28 protein-coding genes are annotated in these 23,707 nt (G+C 70.3%); 15 read left to right on the forward strand and 13 right to left on the reverse strand.

The features are described from left to right. The 7 genes from BBA86_RS12390 to BBA86_RS12420 all read right to left on the reverse strand — a co-directional run bounded on the left by BBA86_RS12390 (position 1) and on the right by BBA86_RS12420 (position 5,857). A complete protein-coding gene (locus BBA86_RS12390) occupies positions 1-657 on the reverse strand; it encodes a hypothetical protein (protein ID WP_065571835.1) in 657 nt (218 codons plus the stop codon). Further along, a complete protein-coding gene (pilM, locus tag BBA86_RS12395; protein WP_083199584.1) occupies positions 654-1,751 on the reverse strand; it encodes a type IV pilus biogenesis protein PilM in 1,098 nt (365 codons plus the stop codon). Before pilM ends, BBA86_RS12390 begins: the two co-directional genes overlap by 4 nt. A gap of 28 nt (positions 1,752-1,779) precedes the next feature. Then, positions 1,780-2,718 carry a prepilin peptidase gene (locus tag BBA86_RS12400; RefSeq protein ID WP_065571837.1) on the reverse strand — a complete coding sequence of 313 codons (939 nt, stop codon included), beginning with the start codon at positions 2,716-2,718 and terminating at the stop codon, positions 1,780-1,782. Continuing rightward, the gene (locus tag BBA86_RS12405; protein WP_141677871.1) at positions 2,715-4,307 is read right to left on the reverse strand and encodes a hypothetical protein; all 1,593 of its coding nucleotides are present in this window, start codon (positions 4,305-4,307) and stop codon (positions 2,715-2,717) included. Before BBA86_RS12405 ends, BBA86_RS12400 begins: the two co-directional genes overlap by 4 nt. After that, positions 4,304-4,933 carry a type II secretion system protein J gene (locus BBA86_RS12410; protein WP_065571839.1) on the reverse strand — a complete coding sequence of 210 codons (630 nt, stop codon included), beginning with the start codon at positions 4,931-4,933 and terminating at the stop codon, positions 4,304-4,306. The genes BBA86_RS12405 and BBA86_RS12410 overlap by 4 nt, the downstream gene beginning before the upstream one ends. Next, complete coding sequence (locus BBA86_RS12415) at positions 4,930-5,373, reverse strand: prepilin-type N-terminal cleavage/methylation domain-containing protein (protein WP_065571840.1); 444 nt, start codon at positions 5,371-5,373, stop codon at positions 4,930-4,932. Before BBA86_RS12415 ends, BBA86_RS12410 begins: the two co-directional genes overlap by 4 nt. Before the next feature lie 88 nt (positions 5,374-5,461). Beyond that, positions 5,462-5,857, reverse strand: coding sequence for a type IV pilin protein (locus BBA86_RS12420; protein ID WP_065571841.1), 396 nt, complete (start codon positions 5,855-5,857; stop codon positions 5,462-5,464). 402 nt (positions 5,858-6,259) lie between these two features. Between BBA86_RS12420 and BBA86_RS12425 the strand changes: the two genes are divergently transcribed. The 4 genes from BBA86_RS12425 to BBA86_RS12440 all read left to right on the forward strand — a co-directional run bounded on the left by BBA86_RS12425 (position 6,260) and on the right by BBA86_RS12440 (position 8,770). Further along, positions 6,260-6,838: a GTP-binding protein gene (locus BBA86_RS12425; protein WP_141677873.1), complete on the forward strand. Its 579-nt coding sequence runs from the start codon at positions 6,260-6,262 to the stop codon at positions 6,836-6,838. A gap of 20 nt (positions 6,839-6,858) precedes the next feature. After that, entirely contained in the window at positions 6,859-7,266 is a 408-nt protein-coding gene (locus BBA86_RS12430) for a roadblock/LC7 domain-containing protein (RefSeq protein WP_065571842.1), read from the forward strand. Positions 7,267-7,361: 95 nt separating this feature from the next. Continuing rightward, positions 7,362-7,721, forward strand: a complete 360-nt coding sequence (locus tag BBA86_RS12435) for a hypothetical protein (RefSeq protein WP_065571843.1) — start codon at positions 7,362-7,364, stop codon at positions 7,719-7,721. Positions 7,722-7,801: 80 nt separating this feature from the next. After that, on the forward strand, positions 7,802-8,770 hold the full coding sequence (locus BBA86_RS12440) for a DUF2510 domain-containing protein (RefSeq protein WP_141677874.1): 969 nt from the start codon (positions 7,802-7,804) through the stop codon (positions 8,768-8,770). 12 nt (positions 8,771-8,782) lie between these two features. Here BBA86_RS12440 and BBA86_RS12445 read toward each other — a convergent pair whose 3' ends face one another. Further along, positions 8,783-9,334 carry a GNAT family N-acetyltransferase gene (locus tag BBA86_RS12445; RefSeq protein ID WP_065571845.1) on the reverse strand — a complete coding sequence of 184 codons (552 nt, stop codon included), beginning with the start codon at positions 9,332-9,334 and terminating at the stop codon, positions 8,783-8,785. Positions 9,335-9,512: 178 nt separating this feature from the next. Between BBA86_RS12445 and dnaK the strand changes: the two genes are divergently transcribed. The 6 genes from dnaK to BBA86_RS12475 all read left to right on the forward strand — a co-directional run bounded on the left by dnaK (position 9,513) and on the right by BBA86_RS12475 (position 14,505). Continuing rightward, positions 9,513-11,375: a molecular chaperone DnaK gene (gene dnaK / locus BBA86_RS12450; RefSeq protein WP_065571846.1), complete on the forward strand. Its 1,863-nt coding sequence runs from the start codon at positions 9,513-9,515 to the stop codon at positions 11,373-11,375. 2 nt (positions 11,376-11,377) lie between these two features. Beyond that, the gene (locus BBA86_RS12455; protein WP_065571847.1) at positions 11,378-11,968 is read left to right on the forward strand and encodes a nucleotide exchange factor GrpE; all 591 of its coding nucleotides are present in this window, start codon (positions 11,378-11,380) and stop codon (positions 11,966-11,968) included. A gap of 12 nt (positions 11,969-11,980) precedes the next feature. After that, on the forward strand, positions 11,981-12,964 hold the full coding sequence (locus BBA86_RS12460; protein ID WP_065571848.1) for a DnaJ C-terminal domain-containing protein: 984 nt from the start codon (positions 11,981-11,983) through the stop codon (positions 12,962-12,964). Between the two features lie 10 nt (positions 12,965-12,974). Next, a complete protein-coding gene (locus BBA86_RS12465) occupies positions 12,975-13,415 on the forward strand; it encodes a heat shock protein transcriptional repressor HspR (protein WP_065571849.1) in 441 nt (146 codons plus the stop codon). 165 nt (positions 13,416-13,580) lie between these two features. After that, positions 13,581-13,919, forward strand: coding sequence for a hypothetical protein (locus tag BBA86_RS14715; protein ID WP_223247093.1), 339 nt, complete (start codon positions 13,581-13,583; stop codon positions 13,917-13,919). Positions 13,920-13,950: 31 nt separating this feature from the next. Further along, the gene (locus BBA86_RS12475; RefSeq protein WP_223247125.1) at positions 13,951-14,505 is read left to right on the forward strand and encodes a DUF559 domain-containing protein; all 555 of its coding nucleotides are present in this window, start codon (positions 13,951-13,953) and stop codon (positions 14,503-14,505) included. On the opposite strand, the gene BBA86_RS12480 is transcribed toward BBA86_RS12475, so the two are convergent. Then, on the reverse strand, positions 14,408-14,998 hold the full coding sequence (locus BBA86_RS12480; protein ID WP_065571852.1) for a hypothetical protein: 591 nt from the start codon (positions 14,996-14,998) through the stop codon (positions 14,408-14,410). The genes BBA86_RS12475 and BBA86_RS12480 overlap by 98 nt on opposite strands. Before the next feature lie 180 nt (positions 14,999-15,178). Between BBA86_RS12480 and BBA86_RS12485 the strand changes: the two genes are divergently transcribed. Further along, positions 15,179-16,378: a glycosyltransferase gene (locus tag BBA86_RS12485; RefSeq protein WP_065572302.1), complete on the forward strand. Its 1,200-nt coding sequence runs from the start codon at positions 15,179-15,181 to the stop codon at positions 16,376-16,378. Between the two features lies 1 nt (position 16,379). Beyond that, positions 16,380-17,474, forward strand: coding sequence for a glycosyltransferase family 4 protein (locus BBA86_RS12490; RefSeq protein WP_065571853.1), 1,095 nt, complete (start codon positions 16,380-16,382; stop codon positions 17,472-17,474). Between the two features lie 56 nt (positions 17,475-17,530). On the opposite strand, the gene BBA86_RS12495 is transcribed toward BBA86_RS12490, so the two are convergent. Together BBA86_RS12495 and BBA86_RS14625 are read right to left on the reverse strand one after the other, a co-directional pair. Beyond that, the gene (locus BBA86_RS12495; protein ID WP_065571854.1) at positions 17,531-17,950 is read right to left on the reverse strand and encodes a hypothetical protein; all 420 of its coding nucleotides are present in this window, start codon (positions 17,948-17,950) and stop codon (positions 17,531-17,533) included. A 27-nt stretch (positions 17,951-17,977) separates the two neighbouring features. Next, positions 17,978-18,142: a hypothetical protein gene (locus tag BBA86_RS14625; RefSeq protein WP_189318467.1), complete on the reverse strand. Its 165-nt coding sequence runs from the start codon at positions 18,140-18,142 to the stop codon at positions 17,978-17,980. A 107-nt stretch (positions 18,143-18,249) separates the two neighbouring features. Here BBA86_RS14625 and BBA86_RS12500 point away from each other — a divergent pair, with 107 nt between their 5' ends. From BBA86_RS12500 to BBA86_RS12510, 3 genes are all read left to right on the forward strand, one after another. Further along, entirely contained in the window at positions 18,250-19,218 is a 969-nt protein-coding gene (locus BBA86_RS12500) for a GlxA family transcriptional regulator (protein WP_065571855.1), read from the forward strand. 52 nt (positions 19,219-19,270) lie between these two features. Continuing rightward, on the forward strand, positions 19,271-21,481 hold the full coding sequence (locus tag BBA86_RS12505; protein WP_083199653.1) for an AAA family ATPase: 2,211 nt from the start codon (positions 19,271-19,273) through the stop codon (positions 21,479-21,481). A gap of 113 nt (positions 21,482-21,594) precedes the next feature. Next, positions 21,595-21,963 (forward strand): hypothetical protein, encoded by a 369-nt coding sequence (locus tag BBA86_RS12510; RefSeq protein WP_065571856.1) that lies wholly within the window; start codon positions 21,595-21,597, stop codon positions 21,961-21,963. Between the two features lie 89 nt (positions 21,964-22,052). On the opposite strand, the gene BBA86_RS12515 is transcribed toward BBA86_RS12510, so the two are convergent. Further along, positions 22,053-22,529 carry a hypothetical protein gene (locus BBA86_RS12515; RefSeq protein ID WP_141677876.1) on the reverse strand — a complete coding sequence of 159 codons (477 nt, stop codon included), beginning with the start codon at positions 22,527-22,529 and terminating at the stop codon, positions 22,053-22,055. A gap of 102 nt (positions 22,530-22,631) precedes the next feature. After that, the coding region (locus BBA86_RS12520; protein WP_083199654.1) for an HNH endonuclease signature motif containing protein at positions 22,632-23,707 on the reverse strand (1,076 nt) is incomplete at its 5' end.

The raw sequence follows: 23,707 nt of genomic DNA on the forward strand, positions 1-23,707 counted from the left end.
TCACTCCGTCTCGGTCGTCTGCTCCGGAGCGAATGCCCCCGAGTAGATGGTCTGGTCGAGCTGCACCTCGACGGTGTAGGTGTACACGCCCTCCTCCTCGGCGAGCGTCTGCACGCTCACCTCGAGGATCGCGTCGACGCTGCGGAGCGCCCGGGTCGCGGCGACGAGGCTGATGGGCTCGTCGCTGACGACGGTGACGGTCCCCGCCGCGCCGACCGTCTCCTCCGGTGCGCTGGAACCCGGTACCTGGCCCGCCGCCAGTGCGTAGCCGGTCACGGTGACACCGGGGGGCAGCGCCTTCGCGATCGTGCCCACGGCGTTCCGCCAGGCGATGTCGCCGGCCATGGCCTGTGTGACGAGGCCCGACAGCTCCGTCCGCTGCGCGACAGCCTGACTCACCGGAGCGAGTTCCGCGATTTCGGCGATGACGCGGTCGGTGTCGGCGTTCGCGGCGGCGAGCCGGAGGGCCGCCTGCACATTCATCGCGAACGCGCCGCCGATGAGCAGGAGGGCGACCACGAGCGAGCCGAGCCCGATGGTGACCCATGACCGCCCGATACGCCGGACTTCACGCCGACGCGTCTCTGACAGGGGCAGGAGGTTGGCGCGGGGGAGCGTCCCCGGCTTGAAGGCGGGGGTGCGCACGAGCGTGCTCATTTGGTTCCTCCCAGGAGCAGGGCGACGGTGGGCGCGATGCGCTCGTCGACGGCAGGGTGCAGCCCGTTCTTGATGCGGACCAGGTCGGCGCCCGTGACCCGGCGGATCTCGGTGCCGGCGACCTGCGCGAGGGCGGCCTGGAGGCGCGGGTGGTCGGTGTGCAGGCCGGTCACGAAGGTCGCGGCGACCGGCGCGGCATCCGTTCGATCCCGGTAGAACGAGACCGTTCCGCGCAGGCGCGTGACGAGGTCGATCAGGACGTCCTGCAGGTCGGCCGACATGGCGTCCGCGGCCGGTGCCTCGGGGATGCCCTCGGGCGGCGTCGCGACGGCCGTGCGGGCACGGCGCAGGTCGCCGCGCGAGCGGGGCGTGCCGTCGGCGGAGTCCTCCGCCCCGCCCGCGCGGAACCCGGTGAGGGTCTCGAGCGGCGTCGGGGCGGCCTCTACCGCGGCGATGCCCGCCTCGCCGCGCGGCACGTCGATGGGGATGGCGCGGGCGAACTGCGGCACGCCGTCGGTCGCGATGACCACCTGGGTCGTGTGCTCGCCGATGCCGATGAGCATGCCGGTCACGCCCTTCGGGGCGAGCCCCGCGAGGGCGCGGCAGTAGCCGAAGGCGAGCAGATCGATCGAGTCGGCGACGAGCCCCGCCTCGGCGAGGACCGAGACGAGGTCCTCCATCTGCTCCGACACGGCGGCGACCATGAGACCGTGCATGCCCTCGTCGTCGACGTGCGTCGGGATGAAGTCGAGCACCGCCTGGTCGACGGGGACCGGCAGCCGGTCCTGCACGTCGAAGGGCAGCGACTGGCGCACGAGAGCGGTTTCGCGCAGCGTCGAGCTGTGCTCGCGGACGAGCACTCGGCGCCCGCCGACGCCGAGGACCACGTTGCGGCCCTTGATCCCGGCATCCGCCCACAACCGGCGGAGCGCCCCCACGACGACGTCGCGGTCGACGATCTCGGAGTCCTTCGCCGCGCCCGGCGGCAGCATCACCTCGCCGGCGGCGAGCAGGGTGGGAGCGCGCCCGTCGGTCACCTCGACGGCGCGAACGCTGTCTTCGGTGATCTCGAGCGCCACACGTGTCTTGGCCATCAGAGGACCTCCTTGCCTGGGCGACGGGTCATGACATCAGCCGACCGTCGAGAAGTGTGAGGTAGCCGTCGGCGATCACGTCGCCGGCGACGATGCCGAGCCACGCTCCGAGGATGATCCACGGGCCGAACGGGATGGCGGTGCGGCGTCCCGCCCGCCGCGAGAACAGCAGCGCGACACCGTAGACACCGCCGAGCACGAAGGCCGCGAACGCCCCGACGACGAGCGGGCCCCAGCCGAGCCAGCCGAGCAGGAGCCCGGAGTAGGCGGCCAGGCGCACGTCACCGCCGCCCATGCCGTCGGGCCGGACGAGCCGCAGGACGCCGTAGAAGAGGTACAGCGCGACGAACCCGATGCCCGCGCGCACGAGTGCCCACGCGTCCGCGCCGACCAGGACGGCCCCGACGAGCAGCGCGATGGTGACGAGGATGCCGGGGGTCGTGATCGCGTGCGGCAGGCGACGGGTGTCGAGGTCGATGAGCGTCAGGACGATGCCGGCCGCCGCGAACCAGAGGAACGCCGCGAGGACGAGCGCCTGCGCGACGGTCGGCCCGGCGAGACCGTCGGCGGCGGTGATGGCCGCGAACGCGGCGCCCACCGAGTCGAGTGCCGGTGCGGTGGGGAGCGGGATGCCGGAGCCCGGCCGTCCGGTCGCGAACAGCCAGATGAGCGCCACGGCCGCGAAGGCGGCGCCGGTCCCGAGCTCGACGAGCGGGTAGCGTGCGCCGATCGCGGAGCGGCACGATCCGCAGCGGCCGCGCAGGAGCAACCACGACAGCACGGGCACGTTCTCGTACCAGCGGACCGGCTGGTCGCATGACGGGCAGCGGCTCTCGCGCAGCAGCGAGATGCCGGCGGGTACCCGGTAGGCGACGACGTTGAGGTACGACCCGATGATCAGGCCGAACCCGCCGGCGATCACGCCGACGAGCGTGACGATCGTCGCGGGGCCGAGGAGGGCGGTCATCCTTTGCCGTCCGTCCGCGAGAGGAGTCCGCCGAGGCTGACCGTCGTCGTGCCGCCGCCGGGCGTCGAGCCGGGACCCGACGATCCGCCGCCCTGACCGGGGAGCAGCAGCGGGCGCCCGTAGAAGTCCATCAGGCCACCGTGGTTCAGTCCACCGCCGTAGAAGGTGCCGTGCCACTCGCCGCCACCGGTGATGCTGATGCGGCACGGCGTGTAGATCATCGCCGAGATGCCTTCGCCCATGACCGTCGTGTTGATGTTGACGGTGCCCGCGGGGCTCACGCAGCTCGGCGTGCCGTCGGCGATGCGGTCCTCGACGATCCACCAGACCTTGGGGGTCTTCCCGGCGGCGGCCTTCATCGTGAGCGCCGTGATGTCGTAGTTGTTGGCGAGGAAGGCGACGTCGGTCTGCAGCGTCACGACGGGCTTCGAGCCGTTGTTGGAGCTGAGCGTTCCGCACGGCCGCGCGTCGACGACGGTCGGGGTCGTGAGCGCCGACAGTTCGCGCCAGCCCGCGGCGTTGCCGGTCGACGGGTTGTTGTTCTTGAACCGGTTGCAGGTCCACGCGCCGTCGCCCGAGGTCGCGAGGGTCTTCACGGTGAAGCCCGGCCAGTCGGAGGCGGCGTATTTGTAGTCGAACCAGCTCTGGAAGGTCGGCGCGGTGGGCGGGACGGTGGAGGTCGGCCACTGCAGGCCGCCGGCGGCGCCCTTCGCGATCCGCGCATGCGCGCTCGTCGGGTGCTTCACCTGCAGGTGGCCGTCGAGCTTGACGGTCGAGGCGCGAGGGAGGGTGAGCTTGCCCGCGATCGACACGTTCGTCATGTCGACGTTCCCGCCGGCGAACACGTTGCCGGGATAGGTGAAGCCGCTCCACGCGAAGTCGATCGGACCGCCGACGTGGATGTCGCCGCCGATCATGCCCGAGATGCCCGCCGTCCCGGTGCTGGACGCGTAGAGGTTCCCCTTGATGGTGTCGCTCGCGTTCGACATGGAGATGGACCCGCCGGTGGCGACGGTGCCGTCGACCGTGCACTGCCCGTTGGTCTTCACGTCGCCGCCCGCGAGGATGTTGGCCGGCACGTGGTTCTGGCAGACGAAGGTGCCGCGGGGCATCATGATCGTCAGGAGGCGGTCGTCGAGCTCGTGCGAGCGCACCTCGCTCGTGAAGGTCGCGTCGCCGAAGAAGACCATGTCGGCGCCGAGTCCGGGCGCGGCGGTCGTCGTCTTCTTCAGCTCGTAGCTCGCGCTCGTCACGGTCTTGCTGCCGTCGGAGCCGGTCCCCGTCGAGACGAACGTGACGACGTCGCCCGCGCACGACGCGGTGACGGCGTAGGTCGGCGCCGAGGTGGATGCCGGCTTCACGGTGCACGGGTCGGCCCCGGTCGCGGTCGACGAGGCGACGGCTGCGGCGAGGCCGGCATCCGACGCGGCCTGCGAGTCGAGGCTGCCTCGGACTCCCGCCGTGGTCTGCGCGGTCGCGACGACGGCGCCGGCGAGGGTCACCGCGAGGAGCCCCAGCACCATCACGATCACCAGCACCGACACGAGCGTCGAGCCCTCATCCCCCGAGCGGCCCCTGCGTGCGTTCACCAGCATTTCTTCCCCGATCCCCCAGCGGTCTTGCCCAGCGGCACGGCGGATCCCGAGATCGACGCGGCGGGCGCGGATGTTGCGGCGGCGTCGAGCCGCGGCACGGCGATGTTCCAGGTGAGCGGTGCGTCCGCCGAGGCGAGCGCGGCGAACGGCCGCGCGGTCCCCGTCGAGGTCACGACCTGGCGGACGCGCGATGCGAGCACGCCCCACGACGAGCCCGGTGCGGGTGCGCTGCCGGTCGTGAAGGCGGCGTAGGTGTGCACGCGGACCTCGCGGATGCCGGTGGCCGCTCCCGCGGGCGTCGTGAACGCCCACGCCGAGCACCGGTCGCCGGGCAGGGCGGCGCGGACGACGGTCGTGCCGCCGCTCGTCTCGACGCGGACGGCGGAGGCGGAGCGGACGGTCGTCGACAGCGAGGTCGAGACCGCCTGCAGCTGGCCGGTCGCCAGGTCGCGTTCGCGGGTGACGGAGTCCGCGCGGAGCGCGCCGACGAAGACGGCGCCGAGGATGCCGAGGAACAGCGCCCCGACGAACATGTAGACGAGCAGCTCGACGAGCGTGAGCCCGGCGTCGTCGCCGGGCTGGTCGTCGGTGGGCTGGTCGTGGGGACGAGAGGGGATCATGGGCCGGTCACCACGATCTGCGTCGAGAGGGTGGCCGTCGGGGTGCCGGTCGCTGCCGCGGACGAGTAGACCTTCGCGCGGATGGTCGCGACGCTGACGCTCGCGGCGGGGCACGTGCTGTCCGCGGTGAGGCGAGCGGTCTGACCCGAGCCGGCCGGGTCGGTGATGACGCCGGCGCTGCCGCGCGTTGAGAGGAAGTTCTTGACCTCGGCGCAGGTCTGCAGTTCGGTGTCGCGGAACTCGGCGCGCACCTCGGCGAGCAGGCCCGAGGCGAACGCGCTCGCGCTCGCGGCGTCGCGGTTCGTCGAGCTCAGGGCCTGCGCCTGGATGGCGAGGGGGAGGATGGCGACCGCGAGCAGCGCGAAGAGGAACATCGCGATGACGACCTCGACGAGGCTCACGCCGTCGTCGTCGCCATTCGGCTCGTGCGCGCGGGACATCGGGTCGTCCTTCGGTCGCGGGGCTGGAACGGGGATGCCGGGTCGGCGAGCTGCGCGCTCCGCCGACCCGGCGAGGTGGTGCGGATGCTTAGCTGGCGAGGTCGCCCGTGCAGCCGGGGCCAGACTTTGCCCACTTCGCGCCTTCGAGTGCCTGGACGCAGAACTTCCCGATGTCAGTCGGGTCCGTGATCTTGAAGGTGTACTTGTTGTTCGCGAGGTTCGCGAAGCTGCTGTCATCAAGCTTGGCGGTGGGGTCGGCAGCCAGCGCGGCTGCGGCCTGGGTCGCAGCGTTGGCGGCGACCGTGGCACGGGCGCTGTCCTCGGACTGCGCCTGCAGACCCGTGAACACGGGCACGGCGATCGCGGCGAGGATGCCGAGGATCACGACGACGACGATGAGCTCGATGAGCGAGAAGCCGGACTCGCCGGTCTCCTCCTTGCGACGGTTGCAGGCGGCCATGTAGTTCTTCAGCGATGCACGCATGTGCAGATCTCCTTGCTGGTCCGATGTGTTGGGACACGAGGCGACGCGGACAGCAGGGCACGCCGAAGCGGCGTGTACCCGGAGACTCCCCAGTCGACCACCCCAGTGCGGTCACGGGCTCCCCAGGGCAGGGCCCCCGCGCATCCCACTATGCCCAGGCGAAGGGCCGAAAAGGGGGCCGGGCGCTCAGTCGTTGCTCAGCCTTTCCTCAGTCCCCGGCGTGGAGCGTGGAACGGCCCTCGGCGGGTCGATCCGTCCCCCTAAGCTCGGGTCTCGGTGCGGGGGAGGGACCCCGGATCGCCGACGGGGATCCGCGAGCTGGGGCTCGCATCCGATCGCTCACGCATCCATCGCGTGATCCGATGACCCCTGTCCGGCCGCACCGACCGAGGGGGAGCGAGCGTGGCGGAACACGTCATCCTGTTCGCCGGGCCGATGGGCGCCGGCAAGACGACGGCCATCCGCAGCCTGAGCGAGATCGAGGTCGTCTCCACCGAAGCCGCCAACACCGATCGTGCGCAGGCCGATAAGGACACCACGACGGTCGCGCTGGACTACGGCGAGCTCACGCTCGGACCCGACGAGAAGGTGCGCCTGTACGGCGCACCCGGTCAGAAGCGGTTCGACTTCATGTGGACCGTCCTCGCCGAGCGGGCCAAGGGCCTGCTGCTGCTCGTCAACAACGACCTGCCCGACCCCATCGCCAAGGCCATCGAGTACCTCGGCGAATTCGAGGCACTCGTCGCCGGCGGCGCCGTCGTCATCGGGGTCACCCGCAGCGACGTCGCGCCCACGCCCGACCTCGGCGCCTACGCCGACGCGCTGTCGCAGTGGCATCCCGACCGCACCATCCCGGTCTTCACGGCCGACCCGCGCAGCACCGACCACATGCGCACCCTGCTGCTGACCCTCGTCGCGAGCGTCGAAGCAGCCGAGATCATCGCGTCCGCCACGAGCGGCGCCGCCGAGACCGCCGCCTGAGACGCGAGGACGACACCACCATGAGCACCGCCCTGCACCGGGACGCCGACGTCATCGCGCTCGCGACCGACGTCCTCGGAGCCTTCGCCGCCCACAGCACCTCCCTCACCTATGCGAGCGTCCTCACCGACGACGGCTTCGAGGTGGCCTCTCAGCACGGCGCCGTCGCACAGAACGGCGGCCGCTTCGCCAGCATCGCGAGCTCGCTGCAGGCCCTCGGCGAAGCCGCCGTGCGGGAGCTCCGCCTCGGCGGTGCCTCGTCGGTGCTCGTCTTCAGCGACGCCGGCCACATCGTGCAGGTGCGCGTCGAGGGCAGCACGCTCGTGCTCGCCGCGCTCTTCGGTTCGGGCGAGACGCTCGGCCACGCCCTCGCCCTCGCCCGGCGCGCGGCATCCGATCTCGGTCGCAGCCTGCCCCCCACCGGGTGATGCCCTCCCTGCGACTCACCCCGCGCCGCACAGCGGGCGCGACCCGGCGGGAACGCCGACAGACCACCCGAACGCCATCTGACAAAGGACACGACATGGCAAACATCCACGACTCCCTCGCGAAGCTCATGACGATCGACGGCGCCATCGGCGTCGCGCTCGTCGACTCCGGCTCGGGCATGGCCCTCGGCACCCTCGGCACCGGCCTCGACCTCGAGCTCGCCGCCGCCGGCAACACCGAGGTCGTCCGCGCGAAGCTCAAGACGATCTCCGCCCTCGGCCTGAACGAGACGATCGACGACATCCTCATCACGCTGTCGTCGCAGTACCACATCATCCGTCCGCTGGCCGCGGCCCCCGAGGTCTTCATCTACATCGCCCTCGACAAGGCCCGCGGCAACCTCGCCCTCGCCCGCCTGTCGACGCGCGAGGTCGAGAAGCAGCTCGAGCTGTGATCGACCGCGGCGGCGGATCCTGCACCGGGTCCGCCGCCGCATCGCCCGAACCGTCGCACCGGTCCACACGAGGAGACGAGATGACCACTGACGCGCAGACCGCGGCCGAATGGCGCCCAGACCCGCTGGGGATCGCCGCCTACCGCTGGTGGGACGGCTCCGGCTGGACCGGCTACACCTCCGACACGGATGCCGGCACTCCCACGGCCGTCGACCCCGCCGCCCGTGCGGGTGTGCAGCGCGAGGTGCACGTCTCGGCACCGACCGCAGCCCCCGTCGCGGAACAGCCCGCCGCCGCTCCCTTCGCCGCTCCGGCCTTCGCCGCGGAGACGCCGGCTCCCACGATCGGCGGGCCGACCCGCGGGCCGTGGCCGGCATCCCTCCCCGACACGCCCGTCCGGCGCGCGACGACCCTCGAAGAGGCGGCCGCGGGCCTCGGCGCGATGCCCGAAGGTGTCGCCGACGACATCGACTGGTCGCGCCTCGCGCTGCGGCTTCGGACCGCGATCGAGGGCGGCGAGGGCGACCTCATCGAGGTGCACGCGGGCGATCTGCCGCCCCTCGTGCTCGACGTGGCGCAGCACGCGTACTGGTGGGATCACCCGCTCGCCGACGTGCCGGGCCGGGTCACCTCCATGACCATCCTCGACCTCGACCGCGAGGCGCACCTGGCCGCCGAACCCGGGCGCGACCTCGACCCGCTGCTGTGGGCCGTCGCGCACGCGTCGTTCGAGGCATCCGCTGCACCGTGGATGCGGGCGGGCGACCGCTACCGCCTGCACCGGTGGCCGAATCTGACCACCTTGCCGCACCAGCCGCATCACCTGCGGGCGATCTCGCTGCTCGGTCAGGCGGCGCTCACCGAGGACGAGTTCTCGCGGGTCGCCGACCTGGATGCCCGCGAGGCGCGTCGACTGCTCACGACCTTCAGCCTGATGGGGCTGCTGCGCGTGAGCGCGGCCGAAGGGCGTTCGGTCTTCGTCGCGAAGCCCAAGCCCGCCGGTGGCGGACTGCTCGGCCGGCTCGCGAAGCTCTTCGGCGCGCGCTGACCCGCTCCCCGCTCAGGCGCTGGTCGGGACGTCCCAGACCACGGGTGTGACGGTACCGTCGCGCCAGTCGCGACGAAGGATGCTGTATGCGACGGATGCCAGCAGTCGCCCGTCATCGGTCGGCCACCCCTCGCGGTAGTAGGCCTCCTGCACCCAGCCGCAGCGGACGAACACCCGCCGCATCGCGACGTTGTCCTCCCGCGTCTGCCCTTCGAACCTGTTGACCTCGGGCATCATCGTGAACACGTGGTCGGTCGCCACCCGCAGGACGTCCGCCGCGAGCCCGCGGCCGCGGTGCGCCGCATCCAGGCGCAGGTCGAACAGCGGCGCGTCGTCGCTCAGATCCTCCAGGCGGAAGAAGCCGATGCGGCCGTCCTCGTCGGAGTCGACCCAGAACGAGGCGTGGTCCTCGTCGGCGTACGCGCCGTCGTCGATCGCCTGTGCGATCTGCGCCGCCGTCGGAGACGTCCGGACGTGGAAGGGGAACGACTGCGATGTCATGAACGAGATCAGCGCCTCGCGGTCGGTGCCGGTGGGATCGAGTGGCGTCAGGCGGATCGGCATCCGTCCACGGTAGCCGTCGGCGTCCAGGACTCTGAGTCTGCAAACTTGATATGAGTGGGCTCAAGTTGGTTTGACCCTCGAGGAGAGTCGGAGTAGCGTTGAGTCATCGCGGCTCAGGTTGTGGCCAGGACCGCGGAAAGACTTCAGATCTACGCAACGCCACACGAAGGAGAATCACATGGCACGTGCAGTGGGAATCGACCTCGGAACGACCAACTCGGTCGTCGCCGTCCTCGAAGGTGGCGAGCCGAAGGTCATCGCCAACGCCGAGGGTCTTCGCACGACCCCGTCGGTCGTCGCGTTCACGAAGGACGGCGAGGTGCTCGTCGGCGAGACCGCCAAGCGCCAGGCCGTCACGAACGTCGACCGCACCCTGACCTCGGTCAAGCGCCACATGGGCACCGACTGGAAGACCCAGGCGATCGACGGCAAGAACTACACGCCGCAGGAGATCTCGGCCCGCATCCTCCAGAAGCTCAAGCGCGACGCCGAGCAGTACCTGGGCGACACGGTGACGGATGCCGTCATCACGGTCCCCGCCTACTTCAACGACGCCGAGCGCCAGGCCACGAAGGAGGCCGGTGAGATCGCGGGCCTCAACGTGCTCCGCATCATCAACGAGCCCACCGCGGCCGCCCTCGCCTACGGCCTCGACAAGGGCAAGGAGGACGAGCTCATCCTCGTCTTCGACCTCGGTGGTGGAACCTTCGACGTCTCCCTCCTCGAGGTGGGCAAGGACGACGACTTCTCGACCATCCAGGTGCGCTCGACCGCCGGTGACAACCGCCTCGGCGGCGACGACTGGGACCAGCGCATCGTCGAGTACCTCATCAAGCAGTTCAAGGACACGAGCGGCGTCGACGTCTCCAGCGACAAGATCGCCCTGCAGCGCCTGAAGGAAGCAGCAGAGCAGGCCAAGAAGGAGCTGTCGAGCTCGCAGTCGGCCTCGATCAACCTGCCCTACCTCTCGCTGACCGAGTCCGGCCCCGTCTCGCTGTCCGAGACGCTCAGCCGCGCGAAGTTCGAGGACCTCACCAAGGACCTGCTCGACCGCACCAAGAAGCCGTTCGAGGACGTCATCCGCGAAGCCGGCATCAAGGTCGCCGACATCGACCACGTCGTGCTCGTCGGTGGATCGACGCGTATGCCCGCCGTGAGCGAGCTCGTCAAGAAGGAAGCCGGCAAGGAGCCCAACAAGGGCGTCAACCCGGACGAGGTCGTCGCCGTCGGCGCCGCCCTGCAGGCCGGTGTCCTCAAGGGTGAGCGCAAGGACGTGCTGCTCATCGACGTCACCCCGCTGAGCCTCGGCATCGAGACCAAGGGCGGCATCATGACCAAGCTCATCGAGCGCAACACGGCCATCCCGACCAAGCGCAGCGAGACCTTCACGACCGCCGACGACAACCAGCCGTCGGTCGCCATCCAGGTCTTCCAGGGCGAGCGCGACTTCACCCGGGACAACAAGCCGCTCGGCACGTTCGAGCTCACCGGCATCGCGCCGGCTCCCCGCGGCATCCCGCAGATCGAGGTCACCTTCGACATCGACGCGAACGGCATCGTCCACGTGTCGGCGAAGGACAAGGGCACCGGCAAGGAGCAGTCGATGACGATCACCGGCGGCTCGTCGCTGCCGAAGGACGACATCGAGCGCATGGTGCGCGAGGCCGAGGAGCACGCGGCCGAGGACAAGAAGCGCCGTGAGGCCGCCGAGGTCCGCAACCAGGCCGAGACGCTCTCGTACTCGATCGAGAAGCTCCTCAGCGAGAACGCCGACAAGCTGCCCGAGGACGTGAAGACCGAGGTCCAGGCCGACGTCGATGCGCTCAAGACGGCGCTCGCGGGCGACAACGACGACACGGTCAAGGACGCCTACGACAAGCTCAACGCGTCGCAGACCAAGATCGGCGAGGCGATCTACGCCGCGAGCCAGGCCGATGCCGCACAGGCGGGGGCCGATGCTCCGGCCGGAGAGCAGGCGGCATCCTCCGATGAGGACGTCGTGGACGCCGAGGTCGTCGACGACGAGGACGAGAAGAAGTAAGCATGGCGGACAAGGACTTCGAGAAGCCGGACGAGGGCGACGACGTCGCCGCGACCCCGGCCGAGGAGTCGGCGGGGCCCGCCGGGGATGCCGACACGGAGCCGGAAGCGCTCACGGTCGACGACATCCTCGGCGCGGCCCAGTCCGACGAGGCCGCCGTCGCGGACGCGCCGGAGGAGGAGCACGACCTGCTCCTCGACCTGAAGCGCGTGCAGGCGGAGTACGCCAACTACCGCCGCCGGACCGAGGAACAGCGCGAGGTGGAGCTCGCGCGCGCCAAGGGCGCCGTCGCCAAGGGGATGCTCCCCGTGCTCGACGACCTCGACCGTGCCGAGAAGCACGGCGATCTCGCCGAGGGCAGCGCGCTGGCGGCGATCGCCGAGAAGATGCGGGCGGTCGTCGCCCGCCTGGGAGTGGAGCGCTACGGCGCTGCGGGCGACGCGTTCGACCCGCAGCAGCACGAGGCGATCTTCCAGGCGCCCACCCCCGGCACGACCGAGCCGACGATCCTCGAGGTCGTCGAGGTCGGGTACCGCCTCGGGGACCTCGAGCTGCGTCCGGCGAAGGTCGTGGTCGCCGTTCCGGCCGAGTAAGGGGGCGCGCTGATGGCCAGTCAGGATTGGTTCGACAAGGACTTCTACAAGGTGCTCGGGGTGTCCAAGGACGTCTCGGACGCCGACCTGAAGAAGACGTACCGCAAGCTGGCGCGCACCTACCACCCCGACTCGAACGCGGGAGACGCCGCGGCCGAGGCGAAGTTCAAAGAGGTCAGCGAGGCGTACTCGGTGCTCAGCGACAAGGAGCAGCGCGCCGAGTACGACCAGCTGCGCGCCATGGGGTCGGGGAGTGCACGCTTCCAGCCCGGGGCGAGCGGCGGGTTCGAGGACGTGTTCAGCCGGTTCCAGCCGGGTGGCGCGGGCGGTCAGCAGGCCGACTTCGACGACCTGTTCGCGATGTTCGGGCAGCAGAGCGGCGGACGCTTCGGCTCCGGTCGCTTCGGACAGTCGAGCGGCGGCTTCCGCGGCTTCGGCGGTCCGCAGCGCGGCGCCGACGTCACCGCTCGCACGACGCTCGACTTCACGACGGCCGCGAAAGGCGACACCATCACGCTTCAGGGCGAGGACGGCAAGCCGATCAAGGTCAAGATCCCCGCGGGCGTTGCGGACGGGCAGAAGATCAAGCTGCGCGGCCGCGGCCGTCCGTCGCCGGACGGAGGGGAGGCGGGTGACATCGTCCTCACGGTCGGCGTGCGCCCGCATCCCGTCTTCACGCGCGAAGGGCTGAACCTCCGCATCCATGTTCCCGTCACGTTCACCGAGGCGGCGCTGGGTGCGACCATCGAGGTCCCGACCCTCGGCGGCGACAGCGTCAAGCTGCGCGTCGCGCCGGGGACGCCGTCGGGACGCGTGCTGCGCGTGAAGGGCCGCGGGGTGCAGACGGCGAAGGGCACCGGCGATCTGCTCGCCGAGGTCCAGGTCGCCGTCCCGACGCATCTTGACGGACCCGCGCGGGAAGCGCTGGAGCGCTTCCACGAGCTGGAACCCAAGGAGAATCCCCGCGCCGACCTGATGGCCAAGGCGCGCGAGTGAGGTGAGAGGCATGGCGAACGAGCAGGTCGACGAAGACGCCCCGATCCTGGCGATCGCGGTGGCGGCCGAGCTCGCCGGCATGCACCCGCAGACGCTGCGTCAGTACGACCGGCTGGGACTCGTGGTACCGGCGCGCACCCGTGGTGGGTCGCGCCGGTACTCCCTCCGGCACGTCGCGCAGCTGCGCGAGGTGGCGCAGATGTCGGCCGACGGCGTGAGCCTGCCGGCCATCTCGCGCATCATCGACCTCGAGAACCAGGTGCGGATGCTGCGCCGCGAGGTCTCGGGACTGCAGGGTCGCCTGCGCGACGAGGTCGCCGCCCGCCGCGGTGCCCGCGTGTTCGCCGCCGGCGCGACCGGCTCGGTCGTCACGCTCCGTCAGGGCACGCGCGTGCGCCGAGCGACCGACGTCGTCCTGTACCGCCCGCACCCCTCCCTCCCCGACGACTGACGCGCTGCCGGCGGGGTCGAGCCGACGCGAACTGCGCTCACCGCCGACTGATGACGACACTTCGCGTCGGGTCGAGGCTCCTGCCCGGGTGGTGGAGGCGTCGCGTTGTGCACAGAAAGCGGATGCCGGTGACCTGAGGGGCGGGCGGAGAACGAGCCTCCGGGGATGAGACCGCCGACGCCGCTTCCCGCACACCTGCCTCCCGTGTTCGCACTCGCAGATGCGAAGGATGCCGGGGTGACGTACGCGCGATTGCGCGGGCGCGACGTGTCGCGGCCCTATCGCGGAGTCCGCGCACAGCATGAGTCGACCGGCGCCGTCGCCCGCGCGATCGCGTACCTGCCCAAGCTGCGCCCAGGCGAGCACTTCTCCCACGCGACGGCGATCGCACTGGCCGGCGGGTGGATCCCCGACCGTGTGAGGGCGGAGGTCGATGTCTCCGCTGCCCGCCCGACGGGACGTGCGCGCGGCGCAGGGGTGCGGGGCGGCATCCGTCCTCGATGACCGGGAACTCGTCGTCGCGGCTGACTCGCTCATGCGGAGGCAGCAGCCTGTGCTCGCGGTCGACGATCTCGCCCGGGCTGTGTACGAGCGCAGAAGAACGCGCCATATCGGCAGCTTGCGTCGTGCGCTCACCCGCGCCCGTGCGCGGACCGATTCCGTCGCCGAGACGCTCCTCCGCCTCGACGCCGCGGACGCCGGCCTTCCCGAGTTCGCCGTCAACGAAGCCATCCGAGATGCACACGGCCGGTTCCTGGCTTACGGCGATCTGGTCCACGCGCCGACGAGGGTGCTGCTCGAGTACGACGGGCAGGAGCACCGCCTCGACGACCGTCAGTACGCGCGCGACGTCGAACGTCTAGACGCGCTCGCCGCCGCCGGCTGGCGGGTCATCCGCGTGAACCGCTCGCATCGCGGCCCCGACCGCCGCCGCGTCCTGGAGCGCGTGCACTCCGGTCGACGCCTCGACGCCGTCCAGCGGATGCCGGGGGTCAGGCGGGGTCGATGCGGAGGGTGCCGGGGCCCTCGCCGACGGTCAGGTCGGTCACGAGGCGGAGCGAACGGGCGAGCGCGTCGACGGCGGGGATGACGGTGCCGAACCGCTCGCGGTCGGAGATGACGGCGGTCAGGGTCACGAGGTGGGTGCCGGTGTCCCAGGTGTACGACGCGAACGGCGTCTGGCGCGGGTTCGGCGGCAGGGGCATCTCGAGTTTCTCGCCCACGCCCAGCGGCGACCCGGTGAAGCTGACGGTGTCGTCGTACTCGATCGGCATGCTCGCGCGCATCGTGCGCAGCTGAGGCGTGAGCTCCTGCACCTGAGCCATCGTGACGAGGAGCTCGGGGTCGTCCTTCCACACCCAGGCCAGCAGGCGCCCGTCGGCGCGCCGCATCAGGGCGGGGATCGCCTGGCTCATCGCCCACGCGGCGACCTTGCTGCCGGGCTGCTCGCGACCGAACGCGGCGTTCGCCTGGGCGAGCAGCATCCCGATCGCCTTCTTGCGTGCACGGCGCCCGCGGAACCCGAACGAGCCGGTGATCGGAACCCACTGCGCAGGGTCGGGCTGAGCGGAGATGCGGGTCATGCCGACAAGCGTAGGGGGGGCGCCTCGGACGGTCCTGAGCACGAGGCGCGCCGACCTCCCAGCGGGCCCGAAACGGCGCCGGGGCTAGAATCGAGCCCCGGCGCCCCGCACATCCCTGCGCCCCATCGGCGGAGAGCCCCCTCCGCTTCCGACGCACAGATTGGCCCGTACCCCGTGACCATGACGCCCCCGGACAGTCCCGCTTCCGAGCGCGGCCCCCTCACCATCGTGATCGCGGCCGACACGTTCGCGCCCGACGTCAACGGAGGCGCTCGTTTCACCGAGCGTCTCGCCGCCGGTCTCGCCGCACGCGGTCACCACGTGCACGTCGCGACGCCGAGCGTCGGGCACCGCAACCACGGTGTCTTCACCGAGGACATCGAGGGCCAGCCGCTCACCGTGCACCGCCTTCCCGGGTGGCGCTACCGGCCGCACGACTGGCTGCGGTTCGTCCTGCCGTGGATGGGCAAGCACTACTCGCGGCGGCTGCTCGACGAGGTCGACGCGGATGTCGTGCACAGCCAGTCGCACATCGTGATCGGTCGCGCCCTGACCCGTATCGCGAACCAGCGTGGCATCCCCGTCGTCGCGACGAACCACATCATGGCCGACAACATCCTGGACTTCACGCTGCTGCCGAAGTTCCTGTACGACATCTTCCTGAAGATCGCGTGGGCCGACGCGGAGCGCACCTTCAAGATGTCGCGAGCCGTGACGACGCCCACCCGCAAGGCGGCGGAGTTCCTCGAGAACACGATCGACATCGACGGGGTCATCCCGATCAGCTGCGGCATCCGCAAGAGCAACTACACGCCCGACCTCGAGCCGCGCGAGAACCGTCGTCGCGTGCTGTTCGTCGGGCGCCTCACGACCGAGAAGCACGTCGAGGTCACGCTCGAGGCGATCGCGAAACTCCCCGACCTCGACCTCCAGTTCGAGATCGTCGGCGGCGGCGATCAGCGCAAGAGCCTCGGACAGGTGACCGAGCGTCTCGGCCTCACCGACCGGGTCACCTTCCTCGGGCGGGTGTCGGAGGAGGAGCTCCGGGCGGCGTACACGCGCGCCGACGTCTTCGTCATCTCCTCGGTCGCCGAGCTGCAGTCGATCGCGACGATGGAGGCCATGGCTTCCGGTCTCCCCGTGATCGCGGCGAACGCCGTCGCGCTGCCGCACCTCGTGCACGACGGCGAGAACGGCTACCTGTTCGAACCGGGCAACGCGGACGAGCTGGCCGAGAAGATCCGCACCGTGCTCACCGCCGACCAGGCCGACTACTCGCGCATGCAGCAGGCCTCGCTCGACGGTGTCGAGATCCACGACATCGAGCGGACCCTCGACACGTTCGAGAAGCTGTACCGCGGCGAACCGCTCGACGGCTGACATGCGTCTGTTCTTCGACGCGCGCTACATCCGCACGGACTTCCACGACGGCATCAGTCGCTACTCGGCTGAACTGGCGCGCGCGGTGTCGGATGCCGCGGCATCCCACCGGACCGAGGTCACCTACCTGATCCACGACGAACGGCAGCGCGCCTTCCTTCCGGCCGGTGCGATCACCCTGACGATCCACGCACCCACGTCGGTGAGAGAACCGTTCTCGTCGCTGCTGCTGAACCGCCACCGACCGGACGTGCTGTTCTCGCCGATGCAGACGATCGGGTCGGGCGGCCGCCGGTTCCGCCTCATCCTGACGCTGCACGACACGATCTACTACCGGCACCGGACGCCGCCGCGGGCGCTGCCCTGGTACGTGCGCCTCGGGTGGCGGCTGTTCCACCTGTCGTATTGGCCGCAGCGGTGGACGCTGAACGCCGCCGACCTCGTCGCGACGGTCAGCGAGACGAGCGCACGCCAGTTCGCGCGCGTGCGTCTGACGAAGCGCCCGGTGGTCGTGATCCCGAACGCGCCGCAGCGCCTCGCCGAACTGCTGCCCGACGGCGCCGCCATCGGGGCTGGTCCCGTCCGGAACCTCGTCTACATGGGCTCGTTCATGCCGTACAAGAACGTCGAGACGCTCGTCACCGCCATGCGCCAGCTGCCCGAGCACACCCTGCACCTGCTGTCGCGCATCTCGCCCGAGCGGCGCGACGAGCTGACGGCGTTGGCCGGCGAGGGATCGGTCGTCTTCCACGACGGTGTGACGGATGCCGCCTACGCGGCGCTCCTGGCGGACGACGCCGCGCTCGTGACGACGAGTCTCGACGAAGGCTACGGTCTGCCGGTCGCGGAGGCCCTCGAGCTCGGCGTCCCTGCGGTCGTCACGGATATGGAGATCTTCCGCGAGGTCGCCGGTGACGGCGCGCTGTACGTCGATCCCCTCGACCCGGGAGCCGTCGCGCGGGCCGTGCGCTCGCTCGACGAACCCGGTGTGCGGGAGCGTCTGGTGGAGCGGGGTACCGCTCACATCCGGTCGTTCGACTGGGCGCGCTCGGCGCGGATCCTGCTGGCTGCGGCGACCGACCTGACGCGCCGCTGAGACGGAGGTCCGGTGCCGCCGGCGTTGTCGCGCGCGTCGACGTGCGACGAGGGGGCTCAGAGCGACAGTCCGCCGAGGGTCGATGAGGCGAACCCCAGAACCGTTCCCACGAGGGTCGCGGACGAAAGGCCTATCGCGATCCCGCCGAGGAGGCGGGCGCCGGCATCCCGCCGTACCGCGACGAGCCCCAGGATGAGCGCGACGACGGCGAGGGCGCACGTGAAGAGCGAGAACACGGCGTTGACGATGCCGTAGAGCTGCGGGTCGTAGGACGTCCGATAGAGCTGGATCGTGATGGCGGGCCAGAGGCCGCCCAGGAGGACGGGAGCCGCCGCCAGGAGCAGCGCGGCGATGGTCATGCCCCGCCCGGTTCCCGAACCGGCCGCCGCGGAGGGACTCACGTGAGGATAGGGCGCGTATCCGGGCGGGGGGTACTGCGGGGGTTGCTGCGCGTACGGCGGAACGGGCTCGCTCATGGGGTGTCCTCTCGCGGGGACCCGAGTCTAGGGGCGGGGTCCGGCGGGGCGGTAGGGGGTGTCGGGGGTGCTCCCCCGAAGCGGGCAGGTCGGCTGAGCCCGGTAACCGTCGGTGACGACAGCCCGGAGGGCGGCCATCGCGGCGACGGTGACGAGGAGGGCGAGAGCGAAGAGGAGGAGTGCGGCGGTCATGGCAGGAACGCTACGCTTGGCGATATCCTGCCACGAGTGGCTGTATCGTCACAGATCGCCGGAATCCTGCCAGCGTGTTTTCCCTGTCCCGTTTCTCGGAGGCCCACATGATCCGCACCGTCGCCTGCGTCGTGCAGCCCGGCTTCGCCCCGTTCGAGTTCGGGCTCGCCTGCGAGGCATTCGGGCTCGATCGGAGCGACGACGGCATCCCGAACTTCGACTTCCGCATCGTGACGCCGGATCCGGGAGCAGTGCCGAGCAACCTCGCCTTCTCGATCAATGTCGATCACGACCTGGCGTTCGCGGATGAGGCGGACGTCGTCGTCATCACGCCGATCCCGCGCGAGGCCTGGGGGAACGTCGACCCGCGCGTGATCGACGTCATCCGACGAGCGGTCGAGCGAGGAGCGTGGGTGCTGACGGTGTGCAGCGGGTCGTTCGCGGTCGCGGCATCCGGAGTCCTGTCCGGTCGTCGCGCGACGACGCACTGGCGGTACGCCGAGACGATGGCGAGCATGTACCCCGACATCGAGGTCGACCCGAACGTGCTGTACGTGCAGTCCGATCGGATCATCACGAGCGCCGGCACGGCGGCGGGACTCGACGCGTGCCTGCACCTGCTGCGGATCGAGCTCGGGGCCGAGGCGGCGAACACGATCGCTCGTCGGATGGTCGTGCCGCCGCAGCGGGACGGCGGGCAGGCGCAGTTCATCGCCGCGCCGCTGCCGGTGTCGACATCGTTGTCGCTGACGCCCGTGACGGATTGGATGCTGGAGAACCTGCGGCTCGATCTCTCGGTCGACCAGCTCGCGGCGAAGGCGCACATGTCGCCCCGGACGTTCGCGCGGCGGTTCAAGGCCGACTACGGCACGACGCCGGGTGCGTGGCTCGGCCGGCAGCGGATCCTGCACGCGCAACGACTGCTCGAGCAGACCGACCTCGGTCTCGACGCGATCGCCTATGAGTGCGGGTTCGGTTCGGCGGCCGTGCTGCGGCAGAACTTCTCGCGGGTGCTGGGGACGACGCCGACGGCGTACCGCTCCCGTTTCGCCTGCGCCACCGATATGGCGTCATGATAAAGTTGAGCCTGACGGACTCAAGTTTCTCTCGATCCCTCAGGAGCAGATGATGAACGCACAACCGGCCCCCGGCCAGGGGGAGCAGGGCAGCGCCCTCGAGCAGTTCGGCATCAACCTCACCGACCGCGCTCGGCAGGGCAAACTCGACCCCGTGGTCGGCCGCGACGGCGAGATCCGGCGGGTCAGTCAGGTGCTCACGCGCCGCACGAAGAACAACCCCGTGCTCATCGGTGAGCCGGGCGTCGGCAAGACCGCGGTGGTCGAGGGCCTCGCCCAGCGCATCGTCGCGGGCGACGTCGCGGAATCGCTGAAGGGCAAGGAGCTCATCGCGCTCGACATCTCGGCGCTCGTGGCCGGCGCGATGTACCGGGGCCAGTTCGAGGAGCGGTTGAAGAGCGTCCTCAAGGAGATCACCGAGTCCGAAGGGCGCGTGATCACGTTCATCGACGAGCTTCACACGCTGATGGGTGCCGGCGGCGGCGAGGGGTCGGTCGCGGCATCCAACATGCTGAAGCCCATGCTCGCGCGCGGCGAGCTGCGCCTGATCGGTGCGACGACCCTCGACGAGTACCGCGAGTTCATCGAAAAGGATGCCGCACTGGAACGGCGCTTCCAGCAGGTATACGTCGGCGAGCCGAGCGTCGAGGACACGATCGCGATCCTGCGCGGCCTGAAGGAGCGGTACGAGGCGCACCACAAGGTCGCCATCTCGGACGGCGCCCTGGTGGCGGCGGCGGCGCTGTCGCACCGATACATCCCGGCGCGGCAGCTGCCCGACAAGGCGATCGACCTGATCGACGAGGCCGCCTCGCGACTGCGCATGGAGATCGACTCAGCGCCGCTCGAGATCGACGAGCTGCGTCGTCACGCGGATCGGCTGAAACTCGAGGAGCTGGCGCTCAAGAAGGAGAAGGACGACGCGTCGAAGGAGCGTCTCGCGGCGCTGCGCGACCAACTCGTGAAGGTGCAGCAGCAGCTCGACGACCTGCAGGCACGGTGGGAGCGGGAGCGCGCGTCGCTGAACGCGGTCGGTGATTACAAGACGCGGCTCGATGCTCTGCGCGTCGAGGCGGAGCGTGCGCAGCGCGAGGGCGACCTCGAACGGGCATCGCGCCTGCTGTACGCGGAGATCCCGGCGCTCGAGCGCAAGCTGGCCGAGGCCGAGATCGCGGAGGGTGCCGTCGGTGATGGAGCCGAGCGGATGGTGGGCGATCGGGTGACCGAGGAGGACATCGCCGAGGTCATCGCGGTGTGGACCGGCATCCCGGTCGGAAAGCTGCTGCAGAGCGAGAGCGCTCGACTGGTGCACCTCGAGTCGGAGCTCGGCAAGCGCCTGATCGGGCAGAAGCCGGCCGTGAAGACGGTGGCGGATGCCGTGCGTCGTTCGCGTGCGGGGATCAGCGACCCGAACCGGCCGACCGGGTCGTTCCTGTTCCTGGGGCCGACGGGTGTCGGCAAGACCGAGCTCGCGAAGGCGCTCGCGGAGTTCCTGTTCGACGACGAGCGCGCGATGGTCCGCATCGACATGAGCGAGTACGGCGAGAAGCACGCCGTCGCGCGGCTCGTCGGTGCCCCTCCGGGGTACGTCGGGTACGAGCAGGGCGGTCAGCTGACCGAGGCGGTGCGGCGCCGTCCGTATTCGGTGGTGCTGCTCGACGAGGTCGAGAAGGCGCACCCCGAGGTGTTCGACGTGCTGCTGCAGGTGCTCGACGACGGGCGGTTGACCGACGGTCAGGGACGGACGGTCGATTTCACGAACACGATCCTGATCCTGACGAGCAACATCGGTTCGCCGGTGCTGATCGATCCGACGCTGACGGATGACACGAAGCGCGAGCAGGTCATGGCGATGGTGCGGCAGGCGTTCCGACCGGAGTTCCTGAACCGTCTCGACGATGTCGTGATGTTCACGCCGCTGACCGAGTCCGATCTGGCGCAGATCGTGGAGCTGGCGGTGGACGCGCTGCAGCGGCGGCTGCGCGATCGCCGGCTGACTCTCGCCGTGACGCCGGATGCACGCGCGTGGCTCGCCGAGCGCGGTTACGACCCGCTCTTCGGGGCGCGGCCGCTTCGTCGGCTGATTCAGTCCGAGATCCAGGACCGGCTGGCGATGGCGCTGCTGTCCGGCGGCGTGCACGACGGCGACGTGGTGCGGGTGGATGTCGCGGTCGACGGTTCGCAGCTGGTTCTGACGAGCAGCGGTCCGACGCCGCCGGAGGAATCGAGCGACGACGTCATCGAGGCGGAGCTGCTCGACTGACCCGGGTGATCCAGCGGCCCCAGCGCGAACTGCGGTGCGCAGACGCATCAGCCCGCGGGGCGGGCTTCACCTCCCGTTCCAGGGCTGCGAACGATCTCGATGTATGCCAGCGCATGACGATCGAGTACGGCCAGACCCTCGCGGCGGTTCGGGGGCTCAACATGACTGCACTCGCCATCGCGAGGATGGCGAAAGGGATGCCGATCAGGAGCGGTCCCTCGAGGGTGAACACCAGGCCCGCAGTCGCTGAGAGGAGGACGCCCACAAGGGCTACGCCGTACCCGAATGCCTTCGTCGATCGGGGCGAGATGCGATCTTGCAGCGACATCCAGCCGATCCGAGTCAGGGCGAGACTCATGCACAGGGAGGAGATCGACCAGAAGTACGCTCCGTTTCCCCGCAGTAGGCCAGTGAGCAATCCGCTCCAGGCGATCCACACACCGGGCAGAATCAGCCAGGACGAGATGAGTGCGAGGAGATAGCGTTCGCGCGCCGGCGCCGCGGATCTCAGGACCGGTGGCAAGAGCATCGCCTGGTGGTACTCCCGTTCTCTGCGGACGCGAAGAGCTTGTTATGATTCGACCTCGAGGACACTCAGCCCTGCTGTCACGACCGCGCCGGAGAGGACCCAGAAGGCGAGGAGGGCGGATGCATCGCCCGGGCGGGCAACGGCCACGGGGATGACGAATCCGCCCATGAGCGCGAGCAGCACGATGGGCGCGGTGGTCACCGGGCGGAGAATCCGCTTGGCGCCGGGCCTCAGCCCCGACCAATCGCCTGAGAAGCCGGTCACGGCTCCGATCGCGACGACGAGCGTCGCCGTCACACCGAGGGTCTCGAAGCCGAGCCCGAGGGCGGGTGCAGCCCAGTCGCCCACTTGTCGCAGGTCTTCCAGGAATGAGCCGAAAGAGTCGGCCGGGGTCAGGAACGCTCCGGTCAGCACCCCGATGCCGATGCTGAGAGTCAGGGAGAGCACGGGCCATGCGAGCCATACCGTCCATGTTGCCGATCGGGGTGCGGAGGCGGTCATGGCTTCGGATGACGTCATGTGCGCGACGGTATCGACCCGTTCGGACATCGCGGACGCATCATGCTCTCGCGTCAGGCGAGCGAGGGGTCCCGACCCGCGTCGCCGTGCGACCGCGCCGTCTCAGTAGGGTGCGGGGTCTCCGGGGTGCGTTTCGGCAGGGGTGAAGGTGACGGCCGGGGTGGGTGCGTCTTCTCTGTAGGTCCTGCCGAGGGGTGAGGTCCATTCGAGGACTCCACCCGTGAGTTGTCGGACTCGCCATGCGGTGAATTGCTTCATTGAGTGGTGCCGTTGGCACAGGTGGGCCAGATTCGAGAGTTCGGTCTTGCCGCCGAGGGCGTGATCGTGAGTGTGATCGACCTCGCAGCGGATGGCGGCGACGCGGCATCCGGGGAAGCGGCAGTGCTGATCTCGCGCTTGCAGGAACCGGCGCATCCCGGACGGTACGCGGTATGAGTCGGTGGCGACGGTGACGCCGGTGGTGGGGTCGTGGAAGAGGCGCTCCCACATCCCGGTGCCACCGGCGAGTGTGCGCGCGGTCGCGGGGTCGAGCGGGGACCGACCCGCGAGATCGCAGGGTCCGTCATCGGCACCGGTGAGCGTCGCGGCGGGAACGAGGACCTGCACTCGCGCGCGGATCGCGCCGAGCGGTCCGGCCGCGGTGTCGCGGGTGTCGTCGAGTGCGGGGGTTCCGGAGAGGAGGAGATCGGCGAACACGTCCGCGCGGACCTGATCGGTCGACCGCTGATCTGTCGCAACCACATCGGACTTCGAGGCGCGTTCCTCCCGCGTATCGACGATCGCTCGCGCCTGCTGCGTGAGCCGATCGTGGATCCCCTCGGCGATCACCGTCGGGAGGGTCGCGATGAGATCGCTCATCCCGTCCCGCCCCGGCACCAACCGCACACACCTTCCCGCGGCGGCTTCCTCATGCCGCTCCGCAAAACTCCGGGGGTGCATCCGGTGGGCGAGGATCTCCAGTTCGCCTCGCACCCGGTTGGGGGTGTCGCGTTCGCAGCGTTCGATCGCGACCTTCTCGAACTCGGGCCACAGTTCTGCGGGCAGGTTCGCACCGGCATCCACGATCGCGAGCACATGCCCTCGCACGATCCGGCCCGCCTCCCACGCGGCGACCGCGGCGGGGAATCCTTCGATGATCATCCGGGCTTCACCGATGCGGCGTTGCACGGTGCGGTCCG

Origin of the sequence: Microbacterium oleivorans (assembly GCF_001691565.1) — a bacterium.
Classification (GTDB): Bacteria; Actinomycetota; Actinomycetes; order Actinomycetales; family Microbacteriaceae; genus Microbacterium; species Microbacterium oleivorans_B.